The following is an 11,918-nucleotide window of genomic DNA, read 5'->3' on the forward strand; positions in this document are numbered from 1 at the left end:
AACGGTGCCGAGTACCTTCCGGAGACCCTGGAGGCACTCGAACGCCAAAGCCGCCCGGCCGACTTCTGCGTCGGCGTCGACGCCGGATCAACGGACCGCTCCGCCTCGATCCTGCAGCTCGACCTGCCGGTCGGGAGCCCCGTGGTCGGCGCCCCCGCGCGAGCGGGCTTCGGCACGGCCGTCCGCTCGGCGGTCGCCGAGATCCCCTCCCGCCCGTCCGGTGTGGAAGCCGATGACGACTGGCTCTGGCTGCTGCACGACGACGCGGCCCCGGAACCGGATGCCCTCGCCGAGATGCTGCTCGCCGTCGAGCGCGCGCCGTCCGTGACGGTGGCGGGGGCGAAGCAGGTCGCTTGGGACGATCGACGCGAGCTGGTCGACGTCGGACTGTCCATCAGCAGGTGGGCGGAGCGCCTGACCCTGATCGACGTGGACGAGCATGACCAGGGCCAGTACGACGCCCGCAGCGATGTCTTCGCGGTGAACTCCGCCGGCATGCTGGTCCGCCGCGACGTCTGGGACGAGCTCGGCGGCTTCGATCCCGCACTCCACGGCGTGGGCGACGACGTCGACCTCTGCTGGCGGAACCGCCTCGCCGGTCACCGCGTCGTCGTGGTGCCCTCCGCCACGGTCCGCCACGGGGTCGCGAGGCCCCATCCCGTCTCGACGCCGCACGCCGCACGCTCGGCCGAGGTGTACCTCAGGCTCAAGCACGCACCATTCTGGGCCGTTCCCTTCCTCGCCGCCGGCGCCGTACTCGGCGGCGTGGGACGATTCCTGCTCGGCCTTCTGGCCAAGGACCCGGCGCATGGAGCAGGGCAGCTGCTGGGCAGCCTCGCCGGCGTCTCGCGGCCCGTCCTCCTGTTCCGTTCGAGGCGCTCCGTGGCCCGCACGCGGCGTCGGCCCCGTTCCATCGTCAGGCCCCTGATCACTGCGCGTCGCGACGTCTGGTCCCATCGGAGATCGGTTCTGGACGCCTTCACGTCGCGCGGTGCCGCCGGCGGTCAGCAGGCGCCCCAGCACCTGGAGGAGTACGTCCCGTCGGGCGACAGCAATGACGACTTCGCCGCCCTCGCGGCCCCTGCGAGGCCCTGGGTGGGCCTGGGAGCGTTGGCCGCCGTGGTGCTGCTGCTCGTCACGGCGTTCGTGGGCCTGCACAGCCTGATCGGTGCCCCGGCGCTGGCCGGCGGCGCCCTGCTCCCCGTCGCGGCGACACCGGGTGCCGTCTGGGACAGTGCGACGTCGTGGTGGACGGTCCTCGGCACCGGCATGGCTGCCCACGCGTCCCCGTTCGCGTTCGTGCTGTGGCTGCTGTCCCTGCTCGCGCTCGGTTCGGCCAACACTGCCGTGGTGGTCCTGGTCGTGTGCGCCTTGCCGCTCGCGGGCCTCTCCGCCTGGTTCGCCGCCGGCGGGCTCACGAGGTCACGAGGGCTCCGGCTGTGGGCGGCGCTGCTCTGGGGCGCCGCGCCGACCCTGCAGGTGGCGCTCGGCAGTGGCCGCCTCGGTGCGCTCATCGCGCACATCCTGCTGCCCCTGGCGCTCCTCGGGGCGGTCCGGGCCGTCGGCGCCGCGCTGGGGTCGCGTCCTGTTCCGGAGGGTGTCTCCGCGCCCGGGACCGGCGGGGTCCGCAGCTGGACCGCCGGGGCGGCGACCGGTCTGCTCCTGGCGCTCGCGACGGCGTCCGCCCCTTCACTGATTCCTTTCGTGGCCGTCGGACTGGCCTGTGCGCTGCTGATCGGACGGCGACGGACCCGCACGCTCTGGTGGGCGCTGCTCCCGATGGTCGCGCTGCATCTGCCCTATGTGCTGTCGGCGATCGGTGATCCCCGGGGGCTGCTCGGAGATCCCGGCGTCCCCACGCCCTTCGAGGCGGCAGCGCCCTGGCAGCAGCTCCTCGGGTTCCCCGTGGACTTCGACCCGATGCTGCCGCTCGCCGGAGCGGATCTCCTCGGGCAGGGTCCCTGGGCCCTCGTCGCGGCTGTCCTGATCGGTGCACCGGTGGTGCTCCTGGCCGCGGCCGCCCTCTTCCTCCCGGGGGGACGCGGCACGGCGGTCCGGTGGTTCTGGGTCCTCGCGGTGCTGGCCTTCGCGCTCGCGGTGGCCTCGTCCGCCCTGCCCGTGGCCGCCGGCGAGACCAGCCTGATCGGGATCTTCCCCGGACCGCTGACCTCCGTCCTGGTCCTGTGCCTGCTCGCTGCGGCCCTGTCGGGCCTGCCCGGGCGGCCGGACGACGTCGTTCCTCCGCGCCAGGAGTCTGCACGACGCCGCCGCCTCGCTGCTGTCGCGGGAGGGCTCGCCCTCGCTGTCGGGCCCGCACTCAGCCTCGGGCTGTGGCTCGCCCCGGAGCTCGCGGGTCCACCCGCCGGCGTCGTCGAACCCGTCGTCATCCCGGGCAGCCCCACCGAGGCGGCGCCGCTGCCCGGGCCGGGCACCACCGCCTTCGGCACCGCGCTCGGCCTCGAATCCGCAGCCGAACGTCCGCTGCCCGCCACTGCCGCGGACCGCGGGACCGGGGCCGACCGGACGCGCACGCTGGTCATCACGGTCGACGACGACGACACGGTGGGCGCCTCGCTGATGCGTGGTGCCGGGACGACCCTGGACGCGCTCAACCCGCTGTACGCCGCGAGGGACCTGCAGGGTGGCGGCCCCGTCACCGTGCGCGAGGACAGCGCGTCGGCACGGATCCTCCGCACGAGCGTCGCCATGATCGTCGGCGCCACCGGCGCGGATCCCCGGAACGACCTGCGGGACCTGGGAGTCGGCTTCGTGGTCCTCCAGCAGTCCGACACCGCAGGAGATTTCCTGAGTGCCCGGATCGACTCCGTGCCCGGCCTCACGGCCGTGGGGGACACGGATTCCGGCCGGCTGTGGCGTGTCACGCCCGCCACGCTCGAGGACGGGACCGAGGATGCCGGCGGCAGCACGGCCCGTGTCCGGGTGCTCGACGCCGACGGACTCACCCTTGCCGCGGTACCCTCCGGCCCGCTCCAGGCAGAAGGCGTCATCGATCCCGGGCCCGCGGGCAGGACGCTCGCCATCGCGGAGGAGGCCGATCCGGGGTGGCAGGCGACGCTCGACGGTCGACCGTTGGAGCGCTCGTCCGATGGCTGGCGCCAGTCCTTCGCGCTGCCGGCCGAGGGCGGGGACCTCCGGGTGACCTACGCGAGCCCGTACCAGCCGTGGTCCGAAGCCGTCCAGGCCGTCGTGATCGGCCTGACGCTGCTCCTTGCGATCCCGCTCCCGACGAGGCAACCGGTGACGAAGACCCGGAGCGCGCGCGGCGCCCGGAGGAATTCCGCCCGCCCACCGGTGGACGGACGCCCCGGATCCCGACCCGCGGACCGTGACGCCCGGACATCCGACGGCCAACCCGACGGCGACGGTGCGGGACGCGATGACGACAGGGTCCAGCCGGTGGCCAGTGGAAGTGGGTCCGTGTGATGTGGGGACGCAAGAGGCAGGCCGCGCCGACAGGCGACGCTCGCTCGGGAAGTGATGCGCAGGCTCCTGGCGGAAGGACCGAGGATTCAGCAGCGGACCGCCCGCCAGCGGGCACCGGGGCGACGGCCGCGTCGACGATCCCGTCGTCTGGTGCGGCGGTAGACGGCACCGCCACTGATCCTGCAGCCACCTCCCCTGACCGTGTCGCGTCCGCCGTCGAACCCGTCGCCGAGCCCGTCGCCGAGCCCGTCGCCGGGCCCGTGGGGCGCGTTGATGACGCCGTCGAGCCCGTCGCCGACCGTGACCCTGACGCCCCCGATGCTCCGGAGCTCCCCGTCGTCGAGCCCCGGACCGTTGGAACCCCCTCCCCACCGATCGACTCCGCGGTGGCCGCGCGCGCCGTCGCCCGGGACAGGGCGGCAGGAACCGGCACCGCCGCCGGTCGCCGGGCCCGACTCGGGGTCGCTGCAGGTGCCGCGACCGGCGTCGTCCTGCTGGCCGCGACGGCTGGCATCGCGTCCGGCGCCGTGGGAGACGTGCTTCCGCGTCCCTCGGCGCAGACCCTGGCCGTCCCGGCCGCGGCGGTGCCCGCGGGCGACTACTCGGCCGTCTGCGCGGCGCCGCCCCGTCTCCTCGAGGCGACGGTGGACGGCGGCGATCCGCAGTTCAGTCCGGCGTCCTCGACCGCGAAGACCACGGCGTCGGGCCTGGTGCTCAGCGACCTGAGTGCCACCGTGACCGGAAGCGGACTGGTGCCGGTGGGCGGTGAGGAGCCGCTCGCGCTCATCCAGCCGTTCGCGTCGGAGTCCTCGCAGGTGGGCGACGCGCCCGCCAGCAGCGGTGAGGACGGACTCACGACCCGGATCGCTGGGACGGTGGGCGCGGTGGCGGTCGACGCACCGTCGGTCCTCCGGGCCCAGCCCCAGGGTGGGCTCACGCCCGTCGCGGCGGCGACCACCACCTACTCGGCGAAGGACGGCGACCTGCGCGGCCTCGCAGCCACCGCGTGCCAGGTGCCGTCGAACGATTTCTGGCTCATGGGGGCGTCGACGACGGTGGGGGAGACCTCCGTGCTCACCCTCACCAACCCGACGGTCACCCCCGCGACGGTGACTCTCGAGCTGTTCGGACGGGAGGGCCCCATCGATGCGGCCGGCCTGCGCGGCCAGCTCGTCGCCCCCGGCGAGACACGGCAGGTCGTGCTCGCGGGACTCGCCGGCAACCAGGACCATGTTGCACTGCGCGTCCGCAGCGACGGCGGACGCATCGCCGGCATCATCCAGCAGAGCGTGCTCCGCGGACTCACGCCCGGCGGTATCGAACTGCTGTCACCGACCGCCACCGCCGGGGTCACGCAGGTGGTACCCGGCGTCGTCGTCCAGGATCCGGACACGGCCCGGCGCATCCGCGAGCAGGAGGGCTACGCGACCGCCGCCCCTGAGCTTCAGGTGCTCGTCCCGGGGTCGAGCGACGCGGTGCTCGACATCAAGGTGTACGGCCCGGACGGGGAGGTGCCCCTGCCCGAGGGCGGTGTCGCGACCGCCGCTGCCGGCTCCGTGACAACGGTTCCGCTCGCCGCGTTGCCGGAGGGCAACTACACGATCGCGGTGACCGCGGACGTCTCCATCGTCGCCGGGGCGAGGGTCACGCGCGGCATCGACGACGGCGACCCGGTCGACTTCGCGGGAGCGCGCTCGGCCGTACGGCTCGGTAGCGACCATGCCGTGGCCCTGGCCGAAGGGGTCGACACCGCTCTGGTGCTGGGGGCACCGACGGGCAGGGGAGAGGTGACGCTGACGCCCGTCTCGGCCGACGGCGCGCTCGGTCAGCCGATCGTCATCGGCATCGCCGGGGGTACCTCGATCACGGTGCCCTCGTCCGCGCTCGGTGCGACGGCGGCGGGAGTGGTGATCAACGCGACGGGTGATCCGGTGTACGGTGCGCAGGTCATGACGACGCGGGGCGCCGTGGCAGGGATCTCGGTCGCGAGCGTCGCACCCAGTGCCGGCGGAGCGCTGAGCATTCCCGTGGAGCTGGGCTACTGACCGGGTGATCGCGCACGGAAGCGGTCCGGGTGACGCCCTCCGGGTGCGGCGGGGGACCCGCGTGCCGGCGGGAGCGGTAGCCGGGCGCCGGGGGACTCAGGCCTGCGAGCGCCCGTAGGCCGGGTCCACGGCTTCGGGAGAGAGACCCATGAGTTCCGCGGTCTGCTCCACCACGACATCGTGCACCAGCTCGTTGACCGGCATGAGCGACTTGGCGGCCATGAGGACCGGGTGCCGGTAGATGGTGATGACGGCGGGCCGGCCGGGAGCGGTCGGGGTGCACGAGCCGAGCAGGTCCTTCAGCTCGTCGGCGGTCATCTCCTCGAGGCCGTCCGGGATCTCCTGCACCACGATCTGGAGGTCGTGGATACGCTCGCCCCACAGCCGCTCGAGTCGCTGCGCGGACTCCATCACCCAGTCGTCGAACTGCTCGGACCGGGAGCGTGATCCCGGGAGGTGGGGCGGGAGCAGCGTCCCGCGCATCCCACGGCCCCGTCGGTTGCGGCGGCGTTCGTAGAAGGACCTCGCGGGGCGTCCCTCGGCGGACGACGGATCGGTCAGATTGACCGAAAAAGTGGGCTCATCCTGCATGTAAAGACTCTAAGCCTTCGATCACGGGCCCGCACTCCATCGGTCGGCGGACACCGGGCGGGTGCGCCGGTGGCGGCCGATGATCTCGCAGGCCGGTAGGCTTGCCGATCGTGGGATCACTCCGTCAATGCTCCAGATCAGCCTGCCAGCGGTCGGCGGTTGCCACTCTGACCTATGTCTACGGTGACTCCACCGCCGTCCTCGGCCCGCTGGCCACCTACGCCGAGCCGCACACGTACGACCTCTGCGCCATCCACGCTGAACGACTGACCGTCCCGCGCGGATGGGAGGTCGTCCGACTGACCCTCCCCGATGCCGTGCCCGAGCACAATTCGGACGATCTGCTGGCGCTCGCGGACGCCGTCCGCGAAGCCGCGGCGGAGCCCACCGCCGAGCCGGCCGTACCCCAGCAGCGGGGCAGCAGGGCCCCGATGGAACCGCCCGCGGGCGCCGGTCCCCGCCGCGGCCACCTCAGGATCCTCCGGGAGCCCTGAGGCAGGTCCCGCGGTCGTCGGACCAGGAGTCCGTCGATTGAGGCCGTCGGAAGGCCCCGCGGTAGAATCGACGGAGTGTCTCCATCCCCGAGCGAAAGCTGAACCATGGCGCATCTCCCAGCACGGCTGCTCGACGTCCTCCGGTGTCCCGTGACGGGCGCGAAGCTCATCCAGGACGGTGACGTGCTCAGGCCGGCTTCGCCGGGGCCCGACGGCGAGACCCCTACCTACGGGCTCGACGAAGGCATCCCGGTGCTTCTCCGCGCCGAACTACTGGACGGTGCCGCCCGCTCCTGACGACGGGAAGCATCCCCGTGAGCAGCACGGCCCCGCACACTCCGAACCACAGCTAGGAACCGCAGACCATGACGTTCGACTTCAAAGTTGCCGACCTCTCGCTCGCCGAGGCGGGGCGCCACCAGATCCGCCTGGCGGAACACGAGATGCCGGGCCTGATGGCCCTCCGCGAGGAGTTCGCCGACGCGCAGCCCCTCGCCGGCGCGCGGATCGCTGGTTCGCTGCACATGACCGTGCAGACCGCCGTCCTCATCGAGACGCTGACCTCCCTCGGTGCCGAGGTCCGCTGGGCCTCGTGCAACATCTTCTCGACGCAGGACGAGGCCGCCGCAGCCGTCGTCGTCGGAACGGGCACCGCGGACGAGCCCGCCGGCGTCCCCGTGTTCGCCTGGAAGAACGAGACCCTCGAGGACTACTGGTGGACCGCCACGCAGATCCTCACCTGGCCCGGCCAGGCGCAGGGACTCGGCCCCAACATGATCCTCGACGACGGCGGGGACGCGACCATGCTGGTGCACAAGGGCGCGGAGTTCGAGGCACTCGGGGCGGTTCCGGCCAACCCGCAGGAGGGCGACGCCGACTACTCCCACGAGTACACCGTCTTCCTCGACACCGTCCGCTCGACCTTCGAGTCGGAGCCGCACAAGTGGACGACGATCGCCGCCGGCATCAAGGGCGTGACCGAGGAGACGACGACGGGCGTGCACCGCCTGTACCAGCTCGCGGCCCAGGGCAAGCTCCTGTTCCCGGCCATCAACGTCAACGACTCCGTGACGAAGTCGAAGTTCGACAACAAGTACGGCATCCGCCACTCGCTCCCCGACGGGCTGAACCGGGCGACGGACGTGCTCATCGGTGGCAAGGTCGCCGTCGTCTGCGGCTACGGTGACGTGGGCAAGGGCGCAGCCGAGGCGCTGCGTGGCCAGGGCGCCCGCGTCATCGTCACGGAGATCGACCCGATCTGCGCACTGCAGGCGGCGATGGACGGCTACCAGGTGACCACGCTCGAGAAGGTCCTCGACCAGGGCGACATCTTCATCACCACCACGGGCAACAAGGACGTCATCATGGCGCGCCACATGGCGGGCATGAAGCACCAGGCGATCGTCGGGAACATCGGCCACTTCGACAACGAGATCGACATCGCCGGGCTCGCCCGCATCTCCGGGGTCGAGAAGATCGAGATCAAGCCCCAGGTGCACGAGTGGGTCATCCCGGCGGACGAGGCCGAGGGTGTCGAGCAGCACTCGATCATCATGCTCTCGGAGGGTCGGCTGCTGAACCTCGGCAACGCGACCGGGCACCCCTCGTTCGTGATGAGCAACTCCTTCGCCAACCAGACCATCGCGCAGATCGAGCTGTACACGAAGTTCGAGCAGGATGACGCCGAGGGCAAGCGCGAGTACGAGAACGAGGTGTACGTCCTGCCGAAGATCCTCGACGAGAAGGTCGCCAGGCTCCACCTCGACGCACTCGGGGTCGAGCTGACGGAACTCACCAAGGGCCAGGCCGAGTACCTCGACATCGATGCCGCCGGGCCGTACAAGCCGGAGCAGTACCGCTACTGATCGCCGGATCCGACCGGCGTATCGACGGGTCGGCCGCTGCCGGAGTCCGAGGGCTCTGGCAGCGGCCGAATCGTTGTCGGAAACGGGCCGGTACCTGCGGAGCCCGGAAGCAGCCGTCGCGTAAAATCGCTGGGGGCAGCTACGGTGAGGGGCACACGCATGCGCATGAAACAGGAGTCCGGCAGGGATGCGGCACGCCGTAAGGGCTGGAAGGTCGCGGCGATCGGCGCTGCCGCGGTCGTGGTGATCGGCGGTGGCGTGGGTATCGCCACGGCGTCGCCCTGGGACGACGGGACGCCGTCGTCCTCGTCCGGCCCCTCGTCAGCACCTTCGTCGACATCGCCCACCTCGGCCGGAGCCGGTGCCGATCCCACGGCCGGCACCTCGCCGAAGCCCGCCGACCCTTCGGTGACCACAGCAGCCCCGGCACCGGACGCCGCGCAGCTCATCGTCGGTCTCACCCCGACCGATCAGGCCTACGCCGTGAATCCGGCCACCGTCGCCGCGATCACCGTCACGGGTGGCACCCTGGAGGCGGTCGAGCTCGTCCCGCGAGCGGGCGGAACCGCTGTCGCCGGCGAGATCTCCGCGGAGGGCAGCTCCTGGACGGCGACCGAGCGCCTCGCCTTCAACACCGAGTACGTGTTCTCCTACACGGTCCGCGACTCCGCCGGCCGGTCCCAACGGCAGACCTCGTCCTTCGTGACCGTCGAACCCGCCAATGAAGCGGATGCCGCGATGTTCCCGCGTGACGGCAGCACCGTCGGCACCGGCCAGCCGCTCGAATTCACGTTCAGCGAGCCCGTCGTGAACCGGGCCGAGGTGGAGAAGGCCATCACCGTGACGAGTACGAGCGGCCAGCCGGGCGCCTTCTACTGGATCTCCGACACCAAGGTCCGCTACCGGCCGGAGACCTTCTGGGCCCCGAACAGCACCATCACGGTCACCGCGAACCTCTTCGGCGTCGACCTCGGCAACGGCATGATCGGCAACGGTGACACCGCCATGACGGTGAAGACCCACAACACGCGGCTCGCCGTCGTCGACAACGCCACGAAGACCATGAACGTCTACCTCGACGGGACGCTGGACCGCACCTTCCCCGTGACGCTCGGCACCGAGGACTGGCCGTCCACCGAGGGCTACATGGTGGTCATGGAACACTACGAGTCGACGAGGTTCACGGCCGAGTCGATCGGGTTGAAGCCGGGCGATCCCGCCTACTACCCGCCGACGGTGGTGAACCACGCCAGCAGGCTCAGCCTGGGCGGTGCCTTCGTGCACGAAGCGCTCCCCGCCGCGCAGGTGGCGCTCGGCAGCATCAACGTCTCACACGGCTGCATCGGCATGTCGCCCGAGGGCGCCGAGTACTTCTACAACACCTTCGGCCCGGGCGACGTGGTGCAGATCCTGAACACCGACTACGGACCCATGTACGTGTGGGACGGGTTCGGCGACTGGAACGTCCCGTGGAACGAGTGGGTCAACCAGCCCTAGGACCCGTCCACGGTCCTGCCGGAAGGCTCCGCGCGCTCGCCGAACGGCAGCGTGTGGAGCCTTCTCGCTGTCGCCTCCGCCCGCTCGCGCTGGCGCAGCATCGAGGCGTAGTCCCGGTCCCGACGCGCCGCGATCACGGCGTGCACGAACTCCTCCGGGTGCGTGTCCGACGGCGGTGCCGGGGAGACGTGGTGGCTCGCCTCGGCTGCCAGGTCGAGTGCGAGGGTGTGCCGCGCCTGCGGGGTCAGTTTGGGCGCCTGGGAGAGGAACTGCGACATCCGGCGGGCGAGGGCATCGGGCAGCCGCCCGATGTCCGCGGTCGCCGACCACTCCTGCAACCGCGGCGGCATGACCGCCAGGGCACGTGGCCTCGCGACAACCCGCTCCCGCATGGCGTAGGTCCCGGCCAGGAGGTCACCGAGCCGCTTCGAGCGCTCGTTGAACAGCGAGACGAGGAACGCGAGCGAGCCACCCAGCATGTAGATCTCGAGGATCGCCAGCATGCCCCGGATGAACGCGTGCCGGAACCGGATGGCCCCGCCGTCGTCGCGCACGATCCGCAGCCCCATCACCAGCCGACCCAGCGATTTGCCGCGCGTCAGGGTCTCCACGGTCACCGGCACGACGACGAGGAGCATGACCACGAGGACGAGCAGCAGGGCCGTGGTCAGCGCCTCGTCGAGCACACCCCCGAAGACGTTGCCCACCAGGAGGACCAGGAGGATCGCGACGACGAACTGGGCGATGATGTCGATGAGCACGCTCAGTCCCCGCGCCGCGAATCCTGCCGGCTTCAGTTCGAGGACGACGGCCTCCCCGGTGACGACCGAACTCATGACTACCCCCTGATCACCGGCCGCGGACGCGGCGTGTCCACCCAGCCTAGCGGCGCCGCCGACGGCGCCACCGTGCCCTCGCCGGCGACCCCCTGGCCCGCGCGTCCGCGGGCTATAGGGTGGGCGCATGGACGTTGACGCATTCATCGCCGTGCACCGCAGCGACTGGCAACGCCTGGACGACCTCGTGCGTCGCCGGCGGCTCGACGGGGCCGAGTCGGACGAGTTGCTGGTGCTCTACCAGCGCGTGTCGACGCACCTGTCGATCATCCGGTCCGTCGATCCGGAGAGTGCGCTGTCCGGTGCGCTCTCGACCCGGCTCTCGCGGGCCAGGACCCGCTTCACGGGTGCCCGCTCGAACGTCATGGAGGACGTGGCGCAGTTCTTCGTCATCTCCCTGCCTGCTGCCTTCTACCGCATCCGCTGGCTCACCGCCGCGGTGGGCGTGATCTTCATCGCCGTCACGTGGCTCTACGCCGCCTGGGTGGTGAACACGCCGGGCGTCATCCCCGCGCTCGGGACGGACGAGGACCTCCGACAGTTCGTCGAGGAGGACTTCGTCAACTACTACTCCGAGAACCCGGCGGCCTCGTTCGCCGGGCTGGTCTGGACCAACAACGCCTGGATCGCCCTGCAGGCCGTGGCCTTCGGCGTCACGGGGATCTGGCCTGCCTTCATCCTGTACCAGAACGCCCAGGGCATCGGTCTGGCCGCGGGCATGATGGCCTCCTACGATCGGCTCGACGTCTTCTTCGTCTACATCCTGCCGCACGGCTTCATGGAGCTCACGGCCGTCTTCATCGCCGCCGCCGCGGGCCTCCGGATCTTCTGGGCGTGGGTGGCACCCGGCCGTCGGCCCCGCTCCGCCGCCCTGGCCGAGGAGGGGCGCGCCCTGATCACGGTGGCGCTCGGGCTGGTGCTCGTGCTCCTCGTCTCGGGCCTCGTCGAAGGTTTCGTGACACCGAGCCCCCTGCCTGCCTGGCTCCGCCTCGGCATCGGGTTCCTCGTCTTCGCCGCCTACTGGGCGTACACGCTGATCCTGGGACGACGGGCCGTCGCGGCCGGGCACCGCGGAGACCTCGGCGTCGTCGACCGGGGAGACGCCGTCATCACCGCCTGATCCCACCGCAGTGGAGTGCCGGGGAG

Annotated in this window: 9 protein-coding genes; 7 read left to right on the top strand and 2 right to left on the bottom strand. The window is 71.5% G+C overall.

Annotated elements, in window-relative coordinates; all coding sequences use genetic code 11:
- Positions 1 to 27 precede the first annotated feature (27 nt).
- Both NVV32_RS04410 and NVV32_RS04415 read left to right on the top strand, forming a co-directional pair.
- Positions 28 to 3,444, top strand: coding sequence for a glycosyltransferase family 2 protein (locus NVV32_RS04410; RefSeq protein WP_422391997.1), 3,417 nt, complete (start codon positions 28 to 30; stop codon positions 3,442 to 3,444).
- 260 nt (positions 3,445 to 3,704) lie between these two features.
- Positions 3,705 to 5,489 (top strand): DUF5719 family protein, encoded by a 1,785-nt coding sequence (locus NVV32_RS04415; protein WP_422391515.1) that lies wholly within the window; start codon positions 3,705 to 3,707, stop codon positions 5,487 to 5,489.
- A gap of 96 nt (positions 5,490 to 5,585) precedes the next feature.
- On the opposite strand, the gene NVV32_RS04420 is transcribed toward NVV32_RS04415, so the two are convergent.
- Positions 5,586 to 6,080, bottom strand: a complete 495-nt coding sequence (locus NVV32_RS04420) for a metallopeptidase family protein (protein ID WP_422391516.1) — start codon at positions 6,078 to 6,080, stop codon at positions 5,586 to 5,588.
- Between the two features lie 110 nt (positions 6,081 to 6,190).
- On the opposite strand from NVV32_RS04420, the gene NVV32_RS04425 reads away from it, so the two are divergent.
- The 4 genes from NVV32_RS04425 to NVV32_RS04440 all read left to right on the top strand — a co-directional run bounded on the left by NVV32_RS04425 (position 6,191) and on the right by NVV32_RS04440 (position 9,936).
- Positions 6,191 to 6,574 (top strand): DUF3499 domain-containing protein, encoded by a 384-nt coding sequence (locus NVV32_RS04425; protein WP_055770817.1) that lies wholly within the window; start codon positions 6,191 to 6,193, stop codon positions 6,572 to 6,574.
- A gap of 105 nt (positions 6,575 to 6,679) precedes the next feature.
- Entirely contained in the window at positions 6,680 to 6,871 is a 192-nt protein-coding gene (locus NVV32_RS04430) for a hypothetical protein (RefSeq protein ID WP_422391517.1), read from the top strand.
- Between the two features lie 68 nt (positions 6,872 to 6,939).
- Positions 6,940 to 8,439: an adenosylhomocysteinase gene (gene ahcY, locus NVV32_RS04435; protein ID WP_422391518.1), complete on the top strand. Its 1,500-nt coding sequence runs from the start codon at positions 6,940 to 6,942 to the stop codon at positions 8,437 to 8,439.
- Positions 8,440 to 8,598: 159 nt separating this feature from the next.
- Positions 8,599 to 9,936: an Ig-like domain-containing protein gene (locus NVV32_RS04440; protein WP_422391519.1), complete on the top strand. Its 1,338-nt coding sequence runs from the start codon at positions 8,599 to 8,601 to the stop codon at positions 9,934 to 9,936.
- Here NVV32_RS04440 and NVV32_RS04445 read toward each other — a convergent pair.
- Positions 9,933 to 10,772, bottom strand: coding sequence for an RDD family protein (locus NVV32_RS04445; protein WP_055770235.1), 840 nt, complete (start codon positions 10,770 to 10,772; stop codon positions 9,933 to 9,935). The genes NVV32_RS04440 and NVV32_RS04445 overlap by 4 nt on opposite strands.
- Before the next feature lie 127 nt (positions 10,773 to 10,899).
- On the opposite strand from NVV32_RS04445, the gene NVV32_RS04450 reads away from it, so the two are divergent.
- Positions 10,900 to 11,892 carry a stage II sporulation protein M gene (locus NVV32_RS04450; protein WP_055770238.1) on the top strand — a complete coding sequence of 331 codons (993 nt, stop codon included), beginning with the start codon at positions 10,900 to 10,902 and terminating at the stop codon, positions 11,890 to 11,892.
- The last annotated feature ends 26 nt before the right edge of the window (positions 11,893 to 11,918 follow it).

The sequence above is a fragment of the Arthrobacter sp. N1 genome, assembly GCF_048288285.1.
Lineage (GTDB): Bacteria > Actinomycetota > Actinomycetes > Actinomycetales > Micrococcaceae > Arthrobacter_D.

Bases quoted from the DNA above. Each gene is read 5' to 3' on its own strand.
- NVV32_RS04440 (WP_422391519.1), top strand. From the start codon at position 8,599: ATGCGCATGAAACAGGAGTCCGGCAGGGATGCGGCACGCCGTAAGGGC.
- NVV32_RS04430 (WP_422391517.1), top strand. From the start codon at position 6,680: ATGGCGCATCTCCCAGCACGGCTGCTCGACGTCCTCCGGTGTCCCGTG.
- NVV32_RS04420 (WP_422391516.1), bottom strand. From the start codon at position 6,080: ATGCAGGATGAGCCCACTTTTTCGGTCAATCTGACCGATCCGTCGTCC.
- NVV32_RS04445 (WP_055770235.1), bottom strand. From the start codon at position 10,772: ATGAGTTCGGTCGTCACCGGGGAGGCCGTCGTCCTCGAACTGAAGCCG.
- NVV32_RS04450 (WP_055770238.1), top strand. From the start codon at position 10,900: ATGGACGTTGACGCATTCATCGCCGTGCACCGCAGCGACTGGCAACGC.
- ahcY (WP_422391518.1), top strand. From the start codon at position 6,940: ATGACGTTCGACTTCAAAGTTGCCGACCTCTCGCTCGCCGAGGCGGGG.